Origin of the sequence: Clostridium frigidicarnis, assembly GCF_900111985.1 — a bacterium.
In the GTDB taxonomy this organism is placed as follows: Bacteria; Bacillota; Clostridia; order Clostridiales; family Clostridiaceae; genus Clostridium_Z; species Clostridium_Z frigidicarnis.
This window is the reverse complement of record NZ_FOKI01000045.1, coordinates 1-23,253: the sequence shown is the minus strand read 5'-3', so window position 1 is coordinate 23,253 and position 23,253 is coordinate 1. Positions and strand designations below refer to the sequence as shown.

The following is a 23,253-nucleotide window of genomic DNA, read 5'->3' as shown; positions in this document are numbered from 1 at the left end:
TATTAACCTTATATTTATTCTTTACTAATGATAACATGGGTTTATCTGACAAAGAATCTGAATATGCAAATGATTTTTTGAAGTCTATTTCTAAGTTATTTTCTTTTAAATATTGATTTATTCTTTTAACTTTCTCAATTCCTTTACAATTCTCACCTTTAATTTTATTAGTATATTTTCCGTTTACATCTTGAAGTACTGTTCCTATTACTCCATCAATGCTATTGTTTTTCTTAAAATATCGTAAATATATTTCTGGAGAAGCTGAAACTAACAAAACATGACAACCTTGATCTTTATGTTGCTTTAAAAATTTCATAACTTCTACATTAATCTTACTTAATAAAACATTCTCATAAAACTCTTCCAATTCCTTTTCACTTAAAAATTTCAAAGGAAAATAGAAGGATTCCTTAACTGTTTTTTTATCTATAATTCCTAACAAATAAAGTATTACTTTAATTAAAATTATAGGAAAATATAATATTATCCATGGCTTTTTCTTCATTGCAAAAAATATACTTAAGAACATAGAATCTCCATTTATAATAGTATCATCTACGTCAAAAATTGCAAAGGCACTTTTCATCACTAAAAACCTCCTATATATTTAAAATTAATATACAAGCACATCCCCATAATGCTATACAGTAGATAAGTTGTTTATCTTTTAATACTAGTTCTGTAGGACTTCCACCTTCTCCTTTAGAATACATTAAATAATAATATCTTAAGATCCCAAAAACAACAAAAATAGTTGTCCATACAAAATTGTTAAAAGGTGATCCTAATACACAATAAATAGAGTAAAATACAATTGTACATGTTAAAACTATATTTATTAGCTGGTCTAGTAATCTTTCAGTATATTTAGATAAATTTTCTCTGTGATCATAAGCATCTTTTCCCAAAATTACAATTTCATTTTTTCTTTTTCCAAAACCTAAAAATAATGATAAAAATAATGTACATAATATTATCCAATTAGAAGTTTCAACATTTGTAGCTACTCCTCCCGCTATGACTCTTAAAATAAATCCTATAGATATAGATAGTACATCAACAATAATTATATTTTTAAACTTAAAAGAATAAAATAAATTATTTATTAGGTAAAGACCTATAACAATAGCTATATATATATTTAAATTAATAGCTATGTAAAATGATGTTAAAGCTAATATTACTCCTATTATCTTAGCTTTATTAACACTAACTTTACCACTAGCAATTGGTCTATTGCATTTTTCAGGATGTTTTTTATCTCTTTCTACATCTACAATATCATTAAGTATGTATACAGTAGACGATATAAAACAAAAAGCTATAAATGTAATAATGTTATTTTTTACTATTTTAAAATTCCAAAAGTTATTTGAAAATAGTATTGCTCCAAAAACAAAAAAATTCTTAATCCATTGTTTAGGTCTCAATAATTTAATTATATATTTAAGTTCCCCCATTTTTTCCTCCTGTACTATCCTTATTTACATTACTACTAAAAGCTGTCATAGATAATATTATAAAAAGCCATGAAAATGGATATGTGTACCTATCCTGAGATTCTGTTATTAGACATTGAAGAGAAATACCACAAAAAATAATATAAAAAATATCTATTTTATAATTTTTAATCTTATTTTTTCTATATAATCCTGTATAAGATAATAATAAAACTATTGCAAAAAACAACTGTGTATAAAAATCTCCTTCTTTACTTAATCTTATAAACATTTCACCTTCATTTTTTCCCATCATATCCAAATAATCTGTTTTGTTATAAGCTTCATCAAGGCCATCTTCAGACCAATAAAATCCTCCAAAATCACCTGTATACCATTGATTTACATATTTTAAAGTATAAAACTTTAATAAATCTTTTGGACTATTTTCAGTTAATCTCTTTTTTATGACTTCTTTTGCAGCCTTATCTACCTTTTCATAATCTCTATCATATTCATCAAATAACTCTGAATCATCTTGGTTCCATCTTCCCCCTGACTCAAGGTTTGTACCCTTTAGGATTGATATACTTGGTGGCTCTGTCCCATGCCAAAGTGGATTTTCTGTTATATTTAATCCTATCAAAGTATAACTAACTCCTACTAATGGAATTACAAATGCTAATACCATTAATAAATTCATAACTATTTTTGTTTTTATGTTGTCTTTAAAATATATAAAAATATACATTATGTAAGCAATGATCATTACATATCCTATAGGCCTAAAAAGATGAGTAATACATAAGGATATGCCTGATGAAAATAACAATAAAAACTTCTTACTATTGTTTTTATTAAAAGTCTTTAAAAACATCCATATACTTAAAAGTAATAATGGAACTGCAATATTTTCAGAACAATAAACATTGTTATAAGCAATCATAGGTGGATATAATGCGCTTATAAGACATACCCATATACTCTTATTTTCATCATCAAAAACTTCTTTAGCTATAAAAAATAGTAATACCACATTAAACATTGATAAAACTATATTTATAAGTCTTATAGCTAATAGGGGATTAGAAAATGTTCCTCTAATTAAAGCGAAGTATAAAACAGTCATACTCATATGTGGAAATCTTGCCATGTAAGCTGTATCCTTGAACATATCTGTATATCCATCTAGAAAATCACCTGCACATATAAACATCCTATTAAAATCACCTACAGGAATGCTATCTATATTATAAAACCATAAAAATCTTATAATTAAAGCACTCATAAGTATAACTGTAACTATTAAAGATTTTTTATATTTATTTTTCAAACCATAATATGTTGCCCCAACAAGTGTAATTGTAATAATTATGAAATAGCGAGATATAATAGTATTATCTGGCTCCTCTTTATTGAAATACTCTACACTTCCAATTAATATAAATAAAAATAAAATTTTAAAAGCTACATTTAAAAATTTATTAAATTTATAACTTATGTTTTTCATAAAAAATCCCCCATTTATAAATATATTTTAGCATAAAAATACTTTTAAAACCATAAAACTCATTAATATCCATTATACTCAAATAATTGATATACTATATTACTTCTTATAATAAGATTATGGATACTTTTGTAAGTATTTTTATAATTAAAATAACTTATAATAATTAAAAATTTAATATTATTTTCACACAAATTTTGATAATCTAAAAAACTCCCTAATAGCTATGTTGATTACATACTTTTCCAAGATTAATCAGTGATAAGAGACTATCAGACTATCCAAAAGACATGGTTTTTAAAGGGACAATAAAAGAAGATATTGACTTATGGTAAAAATTTAGGTGTTAAATTAATAGGAATATTAAACTACGAAAATGAACATGTGTATGATGAGAAGCTCGAAAAATAGAATTGCTTATTCAAGAATTTATTGAAGGAATAAATAAAGTTCCTACACAAACAATAGACAGGCTATCATTAAGATGTAGAAACTTCATTAAAACATATAGATATTGTTAATAAATTAAAAAGTTCTTTTATCTTCTATAGTTTCTATTAAAATACCTATATTCTCTTTTAGATTTCAAAGAGTAACTTTCATTTTTTTAATTTTACATCAAGATTTTGACGATATTTCTTTCAAAACAAAATTATATATACTATAATTTGCCTCTATTTTAGTTTCAATAATAAAAACATTTTTAAATTCTAATTTATTAGCTTGTATAATTTTCATAATAAGTTGGTTAAATAAATCCTTAATACAATCTTTTCGACTTTCAAAAGCTAAAGAAAATTAATATAACTATTGCTACATTTGTAGACATAACCAATTTCTTTAAATAATTTAGATAATTACTCATTTTTATCAGCTAAAGCTATTGATTCCAATTTATATCCATCCTTACTTAATTCATCTAACAAAATCTTTAATATTGATGACTCCTTATATTCATAATATGGATATCCATTTTTATCTCTTTTTAAAACTATATCATCTAATTCTTTTGATGGATGGTAATAAAAGCTTTGTAACATATCTTTATTATTGATGTTATTTCTTATTTTGTTTATCATATCTGCAACATTTCTATCTTCTATATATCCTAAAGGAGCTGGTATATATTTAGTAACCTTATTTCTCTTACTTATATAAACTTCTTTATTCCATACCCCGATACATGGCTCATATACATAATTAAAATATTTTTCTAAAAGACTTTGAAATCTTTCTGAGCTTCTATAGTGAGGTGTTTCAAAAAACTCATATGGAATATTTAATGTAATGGCAGATTTTATTGCAGATTCTACCCTTTCTTTCTCTTCTTTTGCAGTAAGATGATGGTCTTCCATAAACTCAGAACCTATTACACTTTCTTCATCACCATATTGATGTGTATAACCATGTAACCCTACAATAGCTCCTCTATTAATTAGATAATCCAGTGTATATAAAAAATCTGAATTAATACAATTTATATTTTCAGTTATATCATTGTCTACTGATTCTTGTGGATTTACATATCGTGGAATCCAAGCTACATGAAATGCTTGTCCTTTTTCTTTAAGTAAATCTCCAACAGCCCTAAGTTTTTCTAAGTTATCTCCATTTAAATATACCGAACCAGCTGTTACATCTTCTAACCTTATAAATGCAAATTTTTCTTTTTTGCATTTATTTGTTGAACATTGTTTTTGAACTATATCATTTTCTTCTTTAGATTTATATAAGTTAATTTCATTAGATTCTGTTTTCCAAGTACATTTTAAATTAAAAATTTCATCTATATCTATTAATGATATGTATGGTTTATCATCTACAAGTACAGCTCTTCCTCTTAATTCAAATACACTATCATTTAATTTCCACCTTTGATTAGATAAATTAATTTGTACCGTTTTATCTTCATCTATATCTATAGTAATCTTATTTTTATCGATTTCTAAACTATATCCTAATCCACTAACAAACTCTTGTAAATCTAGATAATACCTATTATTTACATTATATATATCTGTAGAAGTCATGATTTGTTTATTTTCCAAAAATATCTTTAAATCTGCTTTATTTTCTTTACTAATAATAGCATCTATTTCTGCATTCTTGCTTTGTTCCTTAGTTAACTTAATAAAATTCTGTGCATTAGATCTAGAGATTTCACATCCAAAATTTTCTTTTGATTCCTTAGGTACTCCCTTAGGCATTATAAATACGCCAACAAAAACATATGTTATAGATACTATTATTAATAAAGTTTTAGTAATTTTACTATTCATAATTAACATCCCTCTAAATAACCTATAATAGTTTTTTATTTTTTGATTTACAAACTCTAAGTTAATTATATTAAATCTTGACTATTTTTTCACTTAATTCAACCTTAATTTTATATAATACAATAAATTTATAATATATGTAAAATATTAGCATGAATTGTCTTAATATCCAACTTAAGATTCTCTGCATTAAAGCAAAGAATCTTAAATTAAATTTACACCTTAAAAACATCTCCAACATCTTTTAATATTTTAAAATTTGTTAAATCGTAGTGTAGTGGCGTTAATGTTACATATCCTTGTCTTAAATAATATACATCATCATCAACATCTCTTCTTTTATCCATTGTACCTGTTATTCTATATGATTCCTCAAATTCTTCATTTGGAACTTTTTCATATTTATTTGTATAAGTTGTCTTTCCTATTTTAGCTACCTTAAAACCTTTTATATCATTAATTGGAATATTTAAATTTAAAACAACATCATCTTTCATATACTTTTCCTTTGCTATGTCTAATACCTTTAAAACATATTCACAAGCTCTATCATAGTTTTCCATGTCTTGAGATATTTCTTGGGAAACTGCAATTGATGGTATTTTACATATTTCTGCTTCTATTGCCGCTGATACTGTACCTGAATAAATAACATCTGTTCCAGCATTTAATCCTCTATTTATTCCTGATATAACCATATCAATTTTTCCATCACATATTTTATTAAGTCCCAATCTTACACAATCAGCTGGTGTTCCACTTAAACTATATGCTTTAACATTTAAATTTTCTAGAGATTCTTCTCTTATATTTATAACATCCTCAATGGTTATTGAATGACTACAAGCACTTCTTTGATTTCTTGGTGCCACAACTATAATTTCATGTTCTTTACTTAGAGCTTCAGCTAATTTATATATTCCCTTTGCATCTATGCCATCGTCATTAGTCACTAATATTCTCATTATCTATCACCCCATAAATCTTATTATTTAAATTATACACCATTATATTGATTGTATATAATATAAAAAACCTTAAAACTTATTAACTAAGAAAATCAATATAATAAGTTATAATATATTTTGTCAAATTATAAGGTTTTAATTCTTGTAGCTTTAAATAAAAAAGCGTAAAATTATATAATAAAAGGTTTAGGAGGTACTATTATGCCACAAATAAAAGCAAGAAATATAAAACCTGAAAGTCTTTGCAATATAAGCAAAAACTTAATAGATGAACTTCAATGTCTTTTGGATTGTCCTAGAGATTATTTTACAATTGAAGTTATTCACTCAACTTTTATAGATGATGGAAAAATAACTAATGGTTATCCATATGTAGAAATATCCTGGTTTGATAGAGGTCAAGAAATCCAAGACAAAGTTGCTAAAATAATAACATCTCATTTACAAAAGGAAGGCTACAAAAATGTAGATGTGTTTTTTACTTTATTTGAAAAAAATTGTTACTATGAAAATGGTGAACACTTTTAACTTGTCACTTGTCACTTGTCACTTGTCACTTGTCACTTGTCACTAAAAATTATACTCTTGTATAATAAAAAAACATGCAGTAAGTAACTTATTGCATGTTTTGTATTAATTATTTAACTGTTTTAGCCCTTTTACTATATGACTTAAACATAGATAATGAAGTGTATAATACAACTAAAACTACTAACCACTTAAGAACTTCTAATGGTAAGCTCTTAACTAAGTAAGCTGCTACAAATACACCTAATGAACCAAATATAGTTACAGCTATTGATGCTTTTTTATCATAAGCACCTTCTTTAACAAATTTTAAAGATGCTGGTGGCATTAAAAATGCACATGAACCCATCATTATTGGAAACGCAATCTTTGGACTCATTCCAAGTGCATAAACAAGTGCCATACATGGAGCATATAATCCAACTCCAACAGTCATTAAAGCTCCAAATATAAAGTTTGCTACGATTGCAAATATAAGTTTTCCTCCAGTTAATCCTATAGCATCTCCTCCAACTGGCATAAATCCTAATTGAGATGCAAGCATTATTCCTGATACTATTAATAATGCAACTGCCATTACTAACTGTACCATCTTTTCATCAAGCTTAGATACAAATCCAGCTCCTATTGTTGCTCCTATAGCTGCTGCTGCCAACATAGTTATAAGTGTAATTGGCTCAACCTCTATTCCATCTATAAATATAAATGCTTCTAAAACAACTGGTATTGTACATGCTACATTTAATGTTCCTGGTATAAGTCTATCTCTTGTAATATTAAAACCTTTTAATAATGCTGTAAGCGGGGCAAATGCACCTATACCTAATGTATCAAAAAAGTTAACCACGAAACCTGATCCAGCTGCAGCTGCAAAACTTCCTTCTCCTAATTTTCCTTCTTTTTTAGCTTTTAGAACATCTTTTATGTAAAATACTGCAAATATCAATGTTATTATTCCTAATAAGCCGAGGATTATTTTAGTTAACATATTAAATTCCTCCTATGTATATTAAATTTAAAAATTATTCCGTTTTCATATCAAAGTTTATTTATTCTAACAAGGAAATTCATTATAGGGGGATTTTATATCCCCTATAATAAATTTTATTTATTAACCTAAACTGAAGCCATGTTTAACAGGGTCTGTTTCATCTATTACAAAATGGTTGAATCCTGTTATATATGCACTTCCTGTTATTTCTGGTATTATACCATCGTACTCTCCAATTTTTGTTGTCTCAAGAACTTTACCCTTAAACATAGTTCCTAATATACTTTCGTATATAAAATCTTCTCCTTGCTTTAACTCACCTTTAGCAAATAATGTTGCCATTTTCGCACTTGTTCCTGTTCCACATGGAGATCTGTCTAATTGTCCTTCACCAAATACAACAACATTTTGGAATGTTGCTTCTGGACTCTTAGCCGGTCCATAAATTTCAACCAAATCTACAGTTTTTATATGAGGTAATGTAGGATGTTGTATTTTAATTGTGCTATTTATTATATCTCTTATTTGTAATCCTACTTGAGTTAATTTTGTACTGTTTTTAGGATCTATATCTATTCCTAATGCTGATGCTTTTACTATAGCAAAGAAACTTCCACCAAATGCTATATCAAGTTTCACTTTTCCTATTTCAGGAACATCTATTTCCACGTCTCTTTTGTATAAGAAAGATGGAACATTAACTATAGAACACTCTAAGGCTTTTCCGTCTTCAACTTTTACTTTAGCTTTAACTAATCCAGCTGGTGCTTCTAAAACTAGGTGAGTATATGGTTCTTTAACCTCTACCATTCCTGTTTCAACTGCTATTGTTGCAGCTCCTATAGATCCGTGACCACACATATTTAGGTATCCGCCACCATCCATGAATATTATTCCAAGATCAGCTTCATCTGTAGTTGGGGCTGTTATTATTGAACCAAACATATCCTTATGTCCTCTTGGCTCATGCATTATAGCCGTTCTAACATAATCTAAATTTTCTTCTAAGAAAGCCTTTTTTTCTGGCATAGTGCTTCCTTTTATTGCAGGTATTCCTCCTACAACAACTCTAGTTGGTTCTCCCATAGTGTGTGAATCTACTGCTTGTATTGATTTAGAAAATTTCATAATTTATTCCCCCGCTTTCTTCATTTTAAGTTTTAAAAATGCAAGTGTTTTCCTAGCATCTTTTGATACAACATTATTTTCTCCAACAACTTCAGTCTCTATTCCCTCTATAGATTTATTAAAATCTACTATTGTGTCCATATACTTATTAGTTACGACAAACTGGGCTTGAGTACCTACAAAGGTCAGTCCAACTATTGGAATATTTCTTTTACCAACCTCTTCCATAGTATTGGCAAAATCAACATGACTATTTCCCCAACCATCACATGATAGTATTACACCATCAGCTCTCATAGCTTCAGCCCAAGTTGCTACCCTTTGTCCAACAAACACCTTATCTTCATTTGATTGTGGTGTTCCAACAACCATAATTCCTAATAAATCAATATCATCATCGGTATCAATTATATCAAGTAATGGATCTCTGAAATGATGTAAAGTTGTTTCTTTTGTTGATGGTCCTATACCCATAAGTATACCTCCTAAATTAGTGCATAGCTCTTAATGCGCCATCTCTATATTCATTAGGTGATACTATAATAGGAATATTGCCCATATCAATTATAGATCTACTTCCTAATGCACCACCTGGTTCACTACTAAATAAAGCAGTATCATACATTGCACCTTGTCCAGCAACTTGCTTTACTATTACAACTTTTTTTCTATCTTTTTTTATTTTGTCATAATATTCATGCTTTTCAGTACATATTCTTCCATTTACATTTTTTAAATAATTTCTTATTTCTTGTATAATAGAATCACATACTTTGTGAACTTCTGTTATAGCCGGTCTAACTGTTCCCATTCCAGCTTTTAAAGTTACATCAAAATGAAGTATAATATCCTTTTCATTAGGCGTTCCATATCTATTAAAACAAACTTGTTCCTTTAAAATTCCTTCTGATGAACCAAATTCAGCTACCTGAATCCCATTCTCATCCACACCTGTAATCATTGCTATAACACCTGTTAACACATGAGTAATCCCATCACCTATTTTACCTAATACTTTAGTTGCAATTGGTGAAAAATCCATAATAGAGTTTACAAACATATCATGATTATCTGGATAAATAACTTTTAAATTTAAAGATTTTATAAATTCTTTGTTAAATTCTAAATTATTCAATGTAGAATTTACATATAAAATATTATCTTTAAAAAAAGTTTTATCTGAAAGCTCAACTTTATATATATGAAAAGTTTTTATAACAAGTTTTCTAAGTTCCTGAATTTCTCTCATAAACTTACCTCTTGTATACATATTTATGTTAATAAATACCGACCTCTCTTAAAAGAGAGATCGGATATTATATCTATTTATTAAACCTTAGCAACATACTCGTATGGAAGTGAAATTATCTTTCCTGGAGTATCAATCTCTATTAATTTTTCTAGAGTTTCTTTTAATATTGCTGTTTGCATTTCCTTGTTGTTTGGTTCCCCAGCATTTGCTCCCATTGGAACTAATGGTGCAACTGATCTTGGTGTTCCAGTTTGTCTAACAACTGGAGGTAATGCAGCTATACATATTGTAGGAATCCCCGATTCCTCTATCGCTCTCTGTACTAATACAGCAGAACGGTGACAAGTTCCTCAGCCAGCTGTTAAAACTACAGCATCAACATTTTCATCTTTTAATATTTTAGCTATGGCTGGACCTGTTTCATGAGAGAACTTTTCTTGGTTTCCACCGCCACCCATGAATCCTATATGAGTTGGTGCAACCTCTTTTATGAAACCTTCAGCTGCTAATTCTCTTAATCTATCTATAGGGAACATACAGTTGATGTCTTTATTAACATCTCCATTATCATATCCTCCATGAGATACCATTAAGTCTTTTGATGGAGTATCTCCTGGTATTGATCTAAATGTGAAATCTCCTGCTAAGTTAAATCTTTTATCAGTTTTTAAGTGAACTCCAGAAGCTGTAGCAAAAGCTACTCTCATTTCATTTAATGGCTTTGTTACAGGAGTCCATACTGGTGGAGGAGTTATTGGTACGAATATCTCGGATTGTAAACCCTTAACTACAGTATAATCCATTTTACTTTCCTTCCTTTCTTTTTCTGATTTCTAAATTGCTCACATATTTTTCATTTATCTCTTCTGATATTACCTCAGGAAAACTCATATTAAGAGCAACCTCTTGGCCTACCTTTAGAGGATAATCTGTAATAAGCATTCTCATAGGTACTTTTAGGTATCCTAATCTTCCTTTAAAGTCCATAGCTACACAGCCATCTTTGACTTCAACTATGACACCTTCCATTTTGATTATTTTATCACCATAATTCATTTAATGGCCTTCTCTCTATAACAACTATTTTGTAGAATATTTTTCTAATCTTTTTTGACTCATTGGAATAGTTGTTTCATTTGGTAATCTTTCTATTTTTTCTCCTATAGTCTTTTCACATGCTTCAAGGTTGTTTTCTTTAACATTTGCATTCCACTTTCTCTCAGCAACCTTAACATCTTCCCCAGCTATAGCAGATTTAACCATTGATAATGCTCTTATAGCATCTTCTTTACATAAAGTGTTACATGAAAGAACCTCATTCTCTATTCCACCTTCAGACTTGTTGTTATCAACCATGTATTTCATGTGTTTATTTCCAACAACTAGAGCCCCTTGAACTGCACAGAATGACATTCCTACACATGGAACTCCTCTCATACCAATTTGCTCTATATGAGATGAGAAGTCTATATGATTGTTTCCAAATCCTTCAGTTGTAACTATAGCACCATCAACGTCCATGAATTCTATCATCATACCTAATCTTTCAGATACATAGAATTTTTCAGCATTTATTTGAGGTGAACCTACAAATATAACTCCTGCTAAATCTATTTCTTCATCATGTAATGCTTCTGTTACAAGTGGCTCTCTCCAGTAGTGTCTTGAACATTCTTTAGAAGCAGGTCCTATACAAGTTAATGCATGGATTCCTCCATCTAATACTTCTAGTGGAGATAACATTATAGGAACATTTCCTAAGTCAACATTTGGCTTACCACCAAGTACTCCAACTGGTTCAACTGGTAATATTAAGTTGTCGTGCATTGCACCTTGACCCATTATCTCTTTAACAAGTACAACTTTTCTCTTACCTGGTCTTCTGTATTCTACTAGCTCTTCAGTATCTACTACTAAAGATTCTTCTAACTCTTTAAGAGCATTTCTTATCTCTTGAGTTATATAATCAGTTGCTGTATGAGCAGCTAAAGGACCTGGTCTTTCCATATTCATTCCAGCTGATATAACAACATCAGTTTTTATGAATATATCTCCTTTATCCGGTGCTCCTGGTCTTCCCCACATGATATTCTCTTCTAATATACCTTCAGAAGAACCAAATTCTCCTATTTGAACACCATTCTCATCTGTTCCAGTTACCATCATTATAGCTCCATCTATAACTCTTGTAACACCATTACCTATCTTAGCTTCGCCTTCTTTAGTAGCTATTGGCTGAACATCCATGATAGTTTCAGAATAAGTATTGTACTTATCTGGAGTTATTATATCAAGTTTTATTGATTTAACTATTTTGCTTTGTTTTACAGCATCTTCACATACATTTTCTCTTATGTAAAGTGTTGTTCCTTCAATCTTAGTTTCTGGTCCAAACTTTACTTCTTTTATTGCAAAATGCTTTTTAGTTAAAGTTCTCACTACCTTTGGCTCAACTGCTACTTTAGCTTCAGCTTTAACCTCTGTCTTAGTTTCAACAGCTTTAACAGCTACTGGAGCTACTGTTCTAGCCATTGGTGCAACTGGTGAAAGACCAGTTAATGGAACTTCTATGTCGATTCCTTTACCTTCCGCGATCTTTATTCTTAATACTGATCCGTTTTGGCTTGTTACGACTTCAGGTTGATTTGCCATTATCATTTCCTCCTCATATCCTTCTATGATTGAACCTGTTACTGGAGTTAATGCTGGAGCGTCAACTTTTAAAGTTTTACCTATAGCTTCTGCTCTTATTAATACAGTATCTCCTAAGTTAACAAGTAAAGAATCCTCTAATTGCTCAAAATACATTGGATTTTCTAAGTCTTCAGCAGTTATTATTTCACCTGCTTTTTTGTTCAACTTAAGAACAGCCTTCTCTTCTGAGCAACAAACCTCAGTAGTATCAGCCTCTTCTTTTTTCTCCTCAGCTCCCTCTAAAGCTTTATATCCTTCTACCATATCAGGAGTTAATGGAGTTAAAGAGTCTATAGTCTTAAGTAATTTAGCTCCTATTATTTGACCTACTTTTAAACATTCATCAGGTATAGTTAAAAGACCTGAATCAACCATATCTGGAAATATTTCTGGATCTTCTAAATTATCAGCTGAAAGTATAGTTCCAACTTCTGTTCTACAACACACTACAGCACTCTCATTTTTAAGAGCTTCTGCGTGTTCAGCACTCATTGACATATCTCAATTCCTCCCTGTTTACTATTCTAAATCTAATCTTCTAGTTAATTTATGGTCTACTGTCCTAAAGATGTGATCTGTATGATGATATACACCTAATCCCATCTTCGGAGCACAGTTCATAACAGTGTTTGAACAATCGCTACAGTTAGAAATTAATATTCTTTCTGCACCCATCTTCTTTAGCTGTAAAACTACAGCTGTTTGGCCCGGTCAGTCTCCTGGAGTCTTACATTTTGAAGCATTTTTTATATGCTCTATGTTTTTACACTCAACTGATCCTACAACTTCAGCATTCATTTTAGATGCTACATCTTTTAATCTTTCTTCGCTTGCACCACAAGCACAAACTAATAATCCAAGCTTTCCAGTAAACTCTGGTAACTCTATTGTTACTATCGCTCCTCCAGAAATTTTAGTAACTGTTGCATTTTCTAAATTGTCAGCTTTTCCTGTATAAGGGCCACCTATAACAACTTCACCAAATGCTCCATCTATTCCACCAGCTTTTTCAACTAATTCACATACTTGAGTTCCAACTGGAACTTGAAAGAATACAGTTGTTTCTTTTCCACTTTTTAATTTTCCAGCAACTGAAAAATCTTTATCTATAACTGGTTTTCTATTTTCAACAGCTCTTGTTATATTTGCAAGAGTTTCTGTGTTTAAAACTACACATTTAGCTTCTAATGGTAATTGATCTGGTCTTAACCATTGTCCCAAAATAGCATGTATTAATGCTCTTTCTTCACCCATTGGATATAAGTCTTGAAGCTCTTTCACTTCTATATCAGTAGCTCCATTTAAAGCTTTTTTTACAGAATCTATAGCTTTTTTATTTTTAGACTTTATTCCCATATATCCTTTTGGAGCTTTAGTAGCTTCCATTGCATATCTTATGCCTTTTATAACCATTTCTGGATTTTCTTCTAATAGTTTTATGTTATGTTTTAAAAGCGGTTCACACTCAACGCAGTTAGCAACTATATATCCATCAGCTATCTCAGCTTTTAACTTAACATGTGCTGGGAATCCTGCTCCACCTGCTCCAACTATTCCTGCTTCAAAAACTGAATCTATTATTGAATCACATTGTTTTATTTTTAAATAATCATTGCTTTGATTTTCATCTGCTTTTATTATTATTTCACTCTCTGTAACTTTTGATACTATACCAGTAACACTTGCATGTATCTTAGCTCCTAATCCTTTTGTTGGTTCTGCTATACATTGTCCTCTTTGAACCTTTTCTTCCTCTTTAACAACTGGTTCACATGGTGCACCAACGTGCATTTTTAGAGGAAACTTGAACATCTTGTCCATGCACTCACCTCCGATTTAATTACACATACTTATATAGCAATATGTGTGCCAACTTTAAGGTTATTACAAAAACTTATTGCTAAGCCCTTTGAAATAGGTATGTGCAATAATATATGATTTTATTCATTCAAAAAAAAACTAAATTTTTTGTCGATAATCTGTCAATTTTTTAACACTTTTTTCTTAAAAACTTTGTTAACGATCTGTCAAAACTACATGAATCAACAAGTGTATACAAATTTCGTCTAACTGTCAAAAAATAAACACACCTGTCAATTTATTGACAGGTGTCCATTATGCCATATTGTTTTAATTTGTAATATAGAGTACTTCTCTTAATTTTAAGCATTTCAGCCGCTTTTACTTTATTTCCTCTTGTTAAACTCATAACTTCTTTTATGGTGTTATACTCCAATTGCTTAACTCTTTCTTCTAAATCAAACTCATCTACCTCTTCATTGTTATCAGATTTATTAAAATCTTTCAAATCATTACAATTAAGAATATATCCAGGTATACTATTCTTTGATACATATCCATTGTTAGATAGCACAACCATTCTCTGAACTACATTTCTTAGCTCTCTTATATTTCCTTCCCATTTATAATTGCATAAAATATCATATATATTTTGATCGACCCCACTAACAATTATTCCCTCACCCTTTGATACCTGTTTAACAAAATAATTGATTAAATCCTTTATATCATCTTTTCGTTCTCTTAAAGGTGGTAATTCAACTTGAACTACAGCTAATCTATAGAATAAATCATCTCTAAATTCCTTATCTTTTATTGCTTTTCTTAAATCCTTATTTGTTGCCGCTATTATTCTTGTGTTAGTGTTTATTCCTTTTTCACTACCTAGTCTATATATTATTCCATCCTGCAAAACTCTTAAAAGCTTACTTTGCATTCCTATCGGCATATCTCCTATTTCATCCAAAAACAAAGTTCCATTGTCAGCAAACTCAAACATTCCTATTTTCCCTTTTTTAATAGCTCCAGTGAATGCTCCTTCAACATACCCAAAAAGCTCACTCTCTAACAGATGTTCTGGAATAGCACTACAGTTAACTGCTACAAACTGTCCTTTTCTTCCACTAGCTTCATGAATTGCTTTTGCAAAAACCTCTTTACCCGTACCACTTTCACCAGTTATTAAAACAGAAGCTGTTGTGGATGCAACTTTTTGGCATAATGCTATAGATTCTATTATTTTTTTACTGTTTCCTATTATATGTTGAAATTTATAGTTATTAGCTATTTCTCTACTATAAGCCTTACTTAGAAATTCTACCTGAGCATTTGCACTTTGTAGTTTTTTAGATAAAGCCACTACTTCAGTAATATCTCTATCTGTAGATACAACAGCAACTAATTTATTGTTTGAATTATATATAGGCACAGCGCTTAATATTACTGACTTACCTTTTATAGGTTCATGTCTTATATTTTCTATAGTTTTGCCATCTTTTAATGCTGTTAAAATTTTTGCATCATCAAAATATTTTTCCAATTTATTTCCAACAACATCTTTGGCTTTTAATTTATATAATTTTTCTGAACTTTTATTCCAATATATTATGATTCCCTTAGGATCACAAATACAAACAGCTTCATGTATATTGTCAAGAATATTATTCTGAAGATCAAACATCTCATCTATCTTAAGATAGAATGTATCTCTAAGATTATTTGATGTTACTACCCCTATTACCTTTTTATCTTTAACTACAGGTATTCTTCCTATATTATTCTTTATCATTATATCCCTAGCATGTCTTGCCGATTCTTCTGGTGAAATAACAATCGGATTTTTTATCATATACTTATCAATTCCATCTTTCATTGATCCATGTTTAGACGTTATCTTCGCTAAATCATTTCTTGTAAAAATTCCTTTTAATTTTTCACTTTCATCTACAATAATTACTTCATCACTGTTATTATTTATTATTAAATTAGATACATCTTCTACAGTATCATTTTCCTTGACCTTAATAAATTTAGTGTTCATTATATCCTTAACTTTATAAAGTAATTCAGATAAATTCATTTACTCCTCCACCCTTTTTACTTTCTCAAACCATAACCTCCATAAACAACTCTTGTATCATTTATAGACACTACACACTTATAGTCTGATTCTTCTATTAGCCTTAATATTTCATTTTTTCTTTTTCTTTTTAAGTGAATTATTAACATTTTTTTATGTTCTATTTTTCCTTCACCATCTATTGATGTAACTCCAACTTGTTTTTCTCTAAGCATTTCTGCTATTGCATATCCTTGAGATTCTGATGCTATTATATTTATAGTTACAAGTCCTAAAGCTAATTTTTCTTCTATCATTGTTCCTATGTAATTTCCTACTGAAAATCCTAATGAATAGAATATAACCTTTACAGGATCATCACTTACAGTTGTAATTATAGCACTAACTAAATATAGCCAAATAATCACTTCTGCAAATCCAATTAAAGCCCCCCATAGTTTCTCTCCCCTAGTTATAAGAACAGTTCTTATAGTCATCAGTGACACTTCTAGAACCTTTGCGAAAAATATTGCGAAATATGTTATCAATCCCATAGTCCCCCTTCATTTTTAATAATATATAATTTTATAGCTATCAATATTATTAACAAAAACTAAAAAACACTCACCTAATATAATTTCAAATTTTCCACATAAATAAAATATTCTAATCATTAAGATAGAATATTTATATAAAAATTAAAAATCATATGTTATTTTTTAACCTGATAACTATTTAAATTGCTAAATTGATAATTTATTCTAAAAACTCGTATTATTTCACAAATTATACTATTTAATTATACTACATACTATATCCTATTTAAAGTTATATACTTATTTTTATTATCTTGACATTTATTATCATATATATTATTATAAACTCATTAAAATTTAATATATAATAAACTATGATAAGGACTAGTAAAAAATCACTATTTTCTCAGAGAGGGAATCATTTGGTGAGATATTCCCAAAATATATTTTTGAACCTACCTTGGAGTTCTGTAATTATAAATTACAGCGGTTTTTCCGTTATTAAACTTAGAGATGAACAAATAACACTTTTTATTTGTTAATTAGGGTGGTACCGCCGATACAAAGCTTCGGTCCCTTTTAGGGATTGTAGGCTTTTTTTTATTGCAAAAATATAGAACAACCCTTTATTCAGGTGGTAACTATCAGGTAAATATTACATTATATAATATAGGAATTTATAGGAGGTATTTTTTATGTTAAAGGATAAAAAAATGGTTGAATCCATTACTTCAATGGATGTTGATTTCGCAAAATGGTATACAGATGTAGTTAAGAAGGCTGAGCTTGTTGATTATGCTCCTGTTAGAGGATGTATGATACTAAGACCTTATGGATATGCTATTTGGGAAAATGTTCAAAAAGTTTTAGATGGTAAATTTAAAGATACAGGACACGAAAATGTAGCTATGCCACTTTTGATTCCTGAAAGTCTATTAAAAAAAGAAGCTGATCATGTTGAAGGATTCGCTCCTGAGGTTGCTTGGGTTACCTTTGGTGGAAATGAGGAACTTACTGAGAGATTATGTGTAAGACCTACTTCAGAAGTATTATTCTGTGATCACTATAGCAATATAATTCAATCTTATAAAGATTTACCAAAATTATACAATCAATGGTGTTCTGTAATAAGATGGGAAAAAACAACTAGACCATTCCTAAGAACCTTAGAGTTTTTATGGCAAGAGGGTCATACAATGCATGCTACTTTTGAAGATGCTGAGGCAGAAACTCTTAAAATATTAGATATTTATGCTAGCTTCTGCGAAGATTATTTAGCAATACCTGTTATCAAAGGTAAAAAGACAGATAAGGAAAAATTCGCTGGAGCCTATGCAACTTATACAATAGAAAGTTTAATGCATGACGGTAAAGCTCTTCAATGTGGAACATCTCATAACTTTGGAGATGGTTTTGCAAAAGCTTTTGATGTTACTTATACTGATAAGGACGGAAAAATAAAGCATTGTTTCCAAACATCTTGGGGAGTTACAACTAGATTAATAGGTGCCATAATAATGGTTCATGGTGATGATAATGGTCTTGTATTACCTCCAAGAATAGCACCTACTCAAGTTATGGTTGTACCTGTTGCAATGCATAAAGAAGGTGTCCTAGAGAAAGCTAATGAATTAAAAGATAGAATAGGTAAATTCGCTAGAGTTAAAGTTGATGGAACTGATAAAACTCCTGGCTGGAAATTTGCTGAATATGAGATGAAAGGTGTTCCTCTAAGACTTGAAATAGGACCTAAAGATATAGAGAAAAATCAATGTGTTCTTGTAAGAAGAGATTCTAGAGAAAAGATATTTATATCTCTTGATGATTTAGAAACAGAAATTCCTAGAATTTTAGATGAAATCCATATTGGATTATTTGAAAAAGCTAAAAAAGCTCAACTTGAAAAAACTTCTAGTGCCAAAACTTTAGAAGAATTCAACGAAAAATTAGATAAACAACCTGGTTTCATTAGAGCTATGTGGTGTGGTGATGTTGAATGTGAAAATAAAATAAAAGAAGTTGCATCTGCATCATCTAGATGTATGCCATTCAACGATCAAGAAAGAATATCTGAAACTTGTGCTTGTTGCGGAAAAGAAGCAAAAACACTTGTTTATTGGGGAAGAGCTTACTAATACTTTAATTACAATGTTGGAATTCAGCTAAGCTGAGTTCCTTATTTTACATACAAAAATATATTATTAGGAGGGGTATTGAATGCTAATAATACCTAAAGAAAAAATCCAAGAGGTATTCTCTATGAGAGATGCTATTGAGTCAAATAAACAGGCCTTTAGAATATACTCTAATGGTGAGTCTAGTGTCCCTTTAAGAACAAATATAGATATATCTAAATATGCAGGTCAAAGTCTTTTTATGCCGGCATATGTTGAATCTTTAAATGCCATAGGAATAAAAATAGTTTCCGTATTTCCTCAAAATAATTCAAAAAATTTACCAGTATGTCCTGCTGAAATGCTACTTATGGATGGAGAAACTGGAATCATAAAAGCTATAATTGATGGAACTTACCTTACACAAATAAGAACTGGTGCAGCAAGTGGTGTTGCAACTGAAGTTTTATCCAATAAAAACAGTAAAATTGGTGCTTTAATTGGAACTGGTGGGCAAGCATTTCATCAGTTAGAAGCTATGTTGGAAGCTAGGCCTAATTTAGATGAAGTAAGAATTTTTAGTAGAAATCAAGAAAAGGTTTCCTCCTTTATAAATTCTGCTACTCCTATACTTTCAAGATTTAAGGCTAAACTTTTAGGAGTAACTACAAGTGATGATGCAATAAAAGATGCTGATATAATTACCTTGATTACAACTTCCAAGATTCCTGTAATAAATGGTGACTTAGTAAAAAAAGGTGCCCATATAAATGGTGTAGGTTCTTATACTGAAGAAATGCACGAAATAGACGAAAAAACCTTGATTAAAGCCTCAAAAATCTATGTAGATTCATTAAGTGCTACCTTAGAAGAAGCTGGCGACCTAATAACCCCATTAAAGAAAAACATAATATCTAAAAATAATATAACAGGAGAAATTGGTTCATTGTTATTGTCTAATATTTCTGGAAGAAAACATGATGATGAGATAACCGTATTTAAAACAGTTGGAATGGCTGTTATGGATATTGTTGCAGCTCACAATATTTATAATAATAGTATAAAGTAACAAATTTAGTATACCTATCATAAATTATACTGTGATTAATTTTTAGGAGACTTTTTAATGAGTAATTCTTATCCAAATAATGTTGATGAAATAAATGGAGTTAGATTCTATCGTGACTCTGAAGATGACAACGGAGAATACGAAATAGAAATTTTTAATCCTTATTTTAATGATTATGAAGTTTCTACTACTTATCAAAACGAATATAGAATTATGCCACCTGGAAATTTCCCACCACCACCTCCACCAGGTGGTGGCGGAGGCGGAGGAAATTCCTCTCACCCACCAACATCCCCACCACCACCTTATATGCCATCTCAAAACGATAAAGGTGTAAAATCTTTTGGTGGTCCAAGCTCAAAATTTGTAGATAGTGGCTCTATAAGGCCTTGTTTATTTAGATTTGTATATATATGGCAAACCAATGGTAGAAGCTATTGGGCTTATCTTGTCTATATAGGACCTAGATCTGTTGCAGGTTGGCGTTGGATGGGTTGGCGTTGGGTTTATTTTGGATTGAATTTAAATAAAATAAATAGTTTTTATTGTATGTAACCAAACAATACTTGGACTAAATGTCCAAGTATTGTTTATTATATTTCTAAAAATTTTTCTACTCTATTTAATGAATCATCATCTCCAACAACTAAAAGTATATCTCCTTGTTCAATGCTTAAATAGGGTCCAGGTGATGCTATAATGCTCCCATTTCTTCTTACCCCTATAATAGTAGCACCTGTTTTATGCCAAAATTTCATTTCTTCAATAGTTTTTCCTAATCCATTGTATCCTTTTGGTACTTCAAATTCTATAGTATTTATAGGATTTACGTTTTTTAACCTGTTGGATAAATCGGTTATTTGATGAATTAAATCACTCACTTCCAAATCTATCTGCTTTCTTTGCTCTATAAGCTCTTCTACCCTGCTCTTTAACATTCCTAAACTTTCAATTTCCTGAAACCTATTAATAAAATAACACGCTCTATCCTTTGATAAAACTGTTATACCGCTGCCCTTATTAACGATAAGAACCTCTGTATCCTCTAATAGTTTAATAGATCTCCTTATTGTTTCAGGTGAAACATTATATTCCCCTGCTAAAGTAGATCTACCATGAAGTTTCTCTCCCTCATTTATATTTCCATGATATATTCGATTAGCAATATCTAATGCTATCTGTTTATAAATTGGAGAAATAGTTTTGCTCACTTTTTTTCTCCCCCCTATTTATTATGTATTAATAATTTAACTTTTAACATATTAAGAATATCATAAAATGTTAAATAAACAAAGTAATTGTTAAAAATTGCATACTTTTTTTGACAAGTAAAAACTTATATAATATAATTAAGTTGTTACTATACGTGAAGTTAAAGAAAGGGGAATACGTTATTGAAACTAGGTTTTATAATACCAAATCACCCAGATGAAAAAAGAGTTGCTCTTTTACCGGAGCACATAATTAATTTTGAAAATGAAATATATATAGAAAAAGGTTTCGGATTAAATTTAGGTATCTCTGATTATGAATATGAGAATAAAGGTTGTACTATATTAACCAAAGAAGAGATATTTAAACAATGTGATGGTATATTTTCATTAAAAAATATAAAAGAATGTGATTATGATTTAATTGATAATGGAAAAATAATAATTGGTTGGACACATCCTCATGGATCTGGAAAATCATTCATGCAAAACGTAGCTATTCCTAAGGATTTATTAGTTGTTGATTTAGATAATATACATCCTTGTTTATTTTATAAAAATTCAGAGATTCCACTAGATTGGATACCTAAAAATTTTGTATATCAAAACAGCTTTATTGCAGGATATGCTTCTACTATACACGGATTAATGAGTCATGGATTAATTCCTAACCAAGATACTAAAGTCGCCGTTTTAGGCTCTGGAAATGCATCTCAAGGTTCTTATAAAGCTATTTCTCTGTTTAATGTAAATGTACGAATGTTTTACAGAAAAACCATGGATGAATTTTTAGATAACATTTCTGATTTTGATCTAATAATAAACGGAGTTGAAATAGCTCCTGAAATGCCTCCCCTAATAGATGAACAGCATAAGAAGTTGATAAAAAAAGGCTCTTTAATTATTGACGCTGCTGCTTGTGCTGGTAGAACTATAGCAGGATCTAAACACACATTTCACAATGAACCATTATATTTAGAGGACGGAATTTATTTTTACGCAATAAACAATTCCCCATCCATCTTTTATAGAGAATCTAGCAAATTTATAAGCGAATCTTTTAGTAAATATATCTATTCTAAAAATTTAACTATATACAAATCACTTTGTGAAAATAAATAAAAAGAGATGCTTTTGCATCTCTAACTTGAAAATCATTCTCTTCCATTGTTTAAAATTTATTTAAACAATCATAAATTCTAATTTTTCAAAATTAATCTTATAGATATGAGCCATAATCCCTTATTCTTTTACCAAACCATGGATAGGTTCTACACCAGATTAACGCATCTAATATTCGAATTATTCTTTCTATACATTTAATTTTAATAATATATAAAAAATAGACTTAAGAACTCTATGCCTTAAGTCTATTTATTTTGGTACACCTAGTGAGACTCGAACTCACAGCTTCAGGATTCGAAGTCCTACACTCTATCCGCTTGAGTTATAGGTGCATAATATACATTTAAATAAAAAAATAAAGACAACTTTTAAGTTGTCTTTTGTTTTGGAGCGGGTGGAGGGAATCGAACCCTCGTGACCAGCTTGGAAGGCTGGAGCTCTACCATTGAGCAACACCCGCAAATGGAGCGGAAGACGAGATTCGAACTCGCGACGTTCACCTTGGCAAGGTGACGCTCTACCACTGAGCCACTTCCGCATTGGTGCA

Annotated in this window: 21 protein-coding genes, 3 tRNA genes and 1 other annotated feature; of the genes, 5 read left to right on the top strand and 19 right to left on the bottom strand. The window is 29.8% G+C overall.

Annotated elements, in window-relative coordinates:
* From BM119_RS17080 to surE, 5 genes are all read right to left on the bottom strand, one after another.
* Positions 1-589 (bottom strand): HAD family hydrolase (locus tag BM119_RS17080; protein WP_090042929.1); only part of this gene is annotated, 589 nt, incomplete at its 3' end.
* A gap of 13 nt (positions 590-602) precedes the next feature.
* Positions 603-1,463 (bottom strand): decaprenyl-phosphate phosphoribosyltransferase, encoded by an 861-nt coding sequence (locus BM119_RS17075; protein ID WP_090042928.1) that lies wholly within the window; start codon positions 1,461-1,463, stop codon positions 603-605.
* Entirely contained in the window at positions 1,450-2,952 is a 1,503-nt protein-coding gene (locus tag BM119_RS17070) for a glycosyltransferase family 39 protein (protein WP_242948455.1), read from the bottom strand. Before BM119_RS17070 ends, BM119_RS17075 begins: the two co-directional genes overlap by 14 nt.
* Before the next feature lie 857 nt (positions 2,953-3,809).
* On the bottom strand, positions 3,810-5,231 hold the full coding sequence (locus BM119_RS17065; protein ID WP_177199477.1) for a DUF2334 domain-containing protein: 1,422 nt from the start codon (positions 5,229-5,231) through the stop codon (positions 3,810-3,812).
* A 215-nt stretch (positions 5,232-5,446) separates the two neighbouring features.
* Positions 5,447-6,196 carry a 5'/3'-nucleotidase SurE gene (surE, locus tag BM119_RS17060; RefSeq protein ID WP_090042926.1) on the bottom strand — a complete coding sequence of 250 codons (750 nt, stop codon included), beginning with the start codon at positions 6,194-6,196 and terminating at the stop codon, positions 5,447-5,449.
* Between the two features lie 204 nt (positions 6,197-6,400).
* On the opposite strand from surE, the gene BM119_RS17055 reads away from it, so the two are divergent.
* Positions 6,401-6,727: a DUF1904 domain-containing protein gene (locus tag BM119_RS17055; RefSeq protein ID WP_090042925.1), complete on the top strand. Its 327-nt coding sequence runs from the start codon at positions 6,401-6,403 to the stop codon at positions 6,725-6,727.
* Between the two features lie 109 nt (positions 6,728-6,836).
* Here BM119_RS17055 and BM119_RS17050 read toward each other — a convergent pair whose 3' ends face one another.
* From BM119_RS17050 to BM119_RS17000, 10 genes are all read right to left on the bottom strand, one after another.
* Complete coding sequence (locus BM119_RS17050; RefSeq protein ID WP_090042924.1) at positions 6,837-7,715, bottom strand: TSUP family transporter; 879 nt, start codon at positions 7,713-7,715, stop codon at positions 6,837-6,839.
* Positions 7,716-7,838: 123 nt separating this feature from the next.
* A complete protein-coding gene (locus BM119_RS17045; RefSeq protein ID WP_090042923.1) occupies positions 7,839-8,846 on the bottom strand; it encodes a proline racemase in 1,008 nt (335 codons plus the stop codon).
* Positions 8,847-8,849: 3 nt separating this feature from the next.
* Positions 8,850-9,320: a glycine/sarcosine/betaine reductase component B subunit gene (locus BM119_RS17040; RefSeq protein ID WP_090042922.1), complete on the bottom strand. Its 471-nt coding sequence runs from the start codon at positions 9,318-9,320 to the stop codon at positions 8,850-8,852.
* 16 nt (positions 9,321-9,336) lie between these two features.
* A complete protein-coding gene (gene prdD, locus BM119_RS17035) occupies positions 9,337-10,095 on the bottom strand; it encodes a proline reductase cluster protein PrdD (protein ID WP_090042921.1) in 759 nt (252 codons plus the stop codon).
* Positions 10,096-10,175: 80 nt separating this feature from the next.
* Complete coding sequence (prdB, locus tag BM119_RS17030; protein ID WP_090042920.1) at positions 10,176-10,901, bottom strand: D-proline reductase (dithiol) protein PrdB; 726 nt, start codon at positions 10,899-10,901, stop codon at positions 10,176-10,178.
* A 1-nt stretch (position 10,902) separates the two neighbouring features.
* Complete coding sequence (locus BM119_RS17025) at positions 10,903-11,154, bottom strand: CBO2463/CBO2479 domain-containing protein (protein WP_090042919.1); 252 nt, start codon at positions 11,152-11,154, stop codon at positions 10,903-10,905.
* Positions 11,155-11,178: 24 nt separating this feature from the next.
* Positions 11,179-13,290 (bottom strand): D-proline reductase (dithiol) proprotein PrdA, encoded by a 2,112-nt coding sequence (prdA, locus tag BM119_RS17020; protein ID WP_090042918.1) that lies wholly within the window; start codon positions 13,288-13,290, stop codon positions 11,179-11,181.
* A 21-nt stretch (positions 13,291-13,311) separates the two neighbouring features.
* Entirely contained in the window at positions 13,312-14,613 is a 1,302-nt protein-coding gene (gene prdC / locus BM119_RS17010; protein WP_242948454.1) for a proline reductase-associated electron transfer protein PrdC, read from the bottom strand.
* 277 nt (positions 14,614-14,890) lie between these two features.
* Entirely contained in the window at positions 14,891-16,672 is a 1,782-nt protein-coding gene (gene prdR / locus BM119_RS17005) for a sigma-54 dependent transcriptional regulator PrdR (RefSeq protein WP_090042915.1), read from the bottom strand.
* A 17-nt stretch (positions 16,673-16,689) separates the two neighbouring features.
* Positions 16,690-17,199: a DUF2179 domain-containing protein gene (locus BM119_RS17000; RefSeq protein ID WP_090042931.1), complete on the bottom strand. Its 510-nt coding sequence runs from the start codon at positions 17,197-17,199 to the stop codon at positions 16,690-16,692.
* A 353-nt stretch (positions 17,200-17,552) separates the two neighbouring features.
* Positions 17,553-17,768: a binding site (T-box leader), on the top strand.
* Positions 17,769-17,882: 114 nt separating this feature from the next.
* Here BM119_RS17000 and proS point away from each other — a divergent pair.
* The 3 genes from proS (at position 17,883) to BM119_RS16985 (ending at position 20,925) form a co-directional block, all read left to right on the top strand.
* Entirely contained in the window at positions 17,883-19,322 is a 1,440-nt protein-coding gene (gene proS, locus BM119_RS16995) for a proline--tRNA ligase (RefSeq protein ID WP_090042914.1), read from the top strand.
* A gap of 82 nt (positions 19,323-19,404) precedes the next feature.
* Positions 19,405-20,370, top strand: a complete 966-nt coding sequence (locus BM119_RS16990; protein ID WP_090042913.1) for an ornithine cyclodeaminase family protein — start codon at positions 19,405-19,407, stop codon at positions 20,368-20,370.
* A 57-nt stretch (positions 20,371-20,427) separates the two neighbouring features.
* A complete protein-coding gene (locus BM119_RS16985) occupies positions 20,428-20,925 on the top strand; it encodes a hypothetical protein (protein ID WP_207647692.1) in 498 nt (165 codons plus the stop codon).
* Positions 20,926-20,963: 38 nt separating this feature from the next.
* Here BM119_RS16985 and BM119_RS16980 read toward each other — a convergent pair whose 3' ends face one another.
* Entirely contained in the window at positions 20,964-21,581 is a 618-nt protein-coding gene (locus BM119_RS16980; RefSeq protein WP_090042912.1) for a GntR family transcriptional regulator, read from the bottom strand.
* Between the two features lie 183 nt (positions 21,582-21,764).
* On the opposite strand from BM119_RS16980, the gene BM119_RS16975 reads away from it, so the two are divergent.
* A complete protein-coding gene (locus BM119_RS16975; protein WP_090042911.1) occupies positions 21,765-22,703 on the top strand; it encodes a Rossmann-fold NAD(P)-binding domain-containing protein in 939 nt (312 codons plus the stop codon).
* A gap of 258 nt (positions 22,704-22,961) precedes the next feature.
* On the opposite strand, the gene BM119_RS16970 is transcribed toward BM119_RS16975, so the two are convergent.
* The 3 genes from BM119_RS16970 to BM119_RS16960 all read right to left on the bottom strand — a co-directional run bounded on the left by BM119_RS16970 (position 22,962) and on the right by BM119_RS16960 (position 23,244).
* Positions 22,962-23,038 (bottom strand) — tRNA-Arg (locus BM119_RS16970).
* 54 nt (positions 23,039-23,092) lie between these two features.
* A tRNA-Gly gene (locus BM119_RS16965) sits at positions 23,093-23,166 on the bottom strand.
* A 3-nt stretch (positions 23,167-23,169) separates the two neighbouring features.
* Positions 23,170-23,244, bottom strand: a tRNA-Gly gene (locus BM119_RS16960).
* Positions 23,245-23,253 lie beyond the last annotated feature (9 nt).

Coding starts and splice junctions, on each gene's coding strand:
- proS (WP_090042914.1), top strand. CDS start 17,883: ATGTTAAAGGATAAAAAAATGGTTGAATCCATTACTTCAATGGATGTT.
- BM119_RS16990 (WP_090042913.1), top strand. CDS start 19,405: ATGCTAATAATACCTAAAGAAAAAATCCAAGAGGTATTCTCTATGAGA.
- BM119_RS17055 (WP_090042925.1), top strand. CDS start 6,401: ATGCCACAAATAAAAGCAAGAAATATAAAACCTGAAAGTCTTTGCAAT.
- surE (WP_090042926.1), bottom strand. CDS start 6,196: ATGAGAATATTAGTGACTAATGACGATGGCATAGATGCAAAGGGAATA.
- BM119_RS17045 (WP_090042923.1), bottom strand. CDS start 8,846: ATGAAATTTTCTAAATCAATACAAGCAGTAGATTCACACACTATGGGA.
- BM119_RS17065 (WP_177199477.1), bottom strand. CDS start 5,231: ATGAATAGTAAAATTACTAAAACTTTATTAATAATAGTATCTATAACA.
- BM119_RS16985 (WP_207647692.1), top strand. CDS start 20,428: ATGAGTAATTCTTATCCAAATAATGTTGATGAAATAAATGGAGTTAGA.
- BM119_RS17050 (WP_090042924.1), bottom strand. CDS start 7,715: ATGTTAACTAAAATAATCCTCGGCTTATTAGGAATAATAACATTGATA.
- prdD (WP_090042921.1), bottom strand. CDS start 10,095: ATGAGAGAAATTCAGGAACTTAGAAAACTTGTTATAAAAACTTTTCAT.
- BM119_RS17040 (WP_090042922.1), bottom strand. CDS start 9,320: ATGGGTATAGGACCATCAACAAAAGAAACAACTTTACATCATTTCAGA.
- BM119_RS17025 (WP_090042919.1), bottom strand. CDS start 11,154: ATGAATTATGGTGATAAAATAATCAAAATGGAAGGTGTCATAGTTGAA.
- BM119_RS17070 (WP_242948455.1), bottom strand. CDS start 2,952: ATGAAAAACATAAGTTATAAATTTAATAAATTTTTAAATGTAGCTTTT.
- prdR (WP_090042915.1), bottom strand. CDS start 16,672: ATGAATTTATCTGAATTACTTTATAAAGTTAAGGATATAATGAACACT.
- prdA (WP_090042918.1), bottom strand. CDS start 13,290: ATGTCAATGAGTGCTGAACACGCAGAAGCTCTTAAAAATGAGAGTGCT.
- BM119_RS17075 (WP_090042928.1), bottom strand. CDS start 1,463: ATGGGGGAACTTAAATATATAATTAAATTATTGAGACCTAAACAATGG.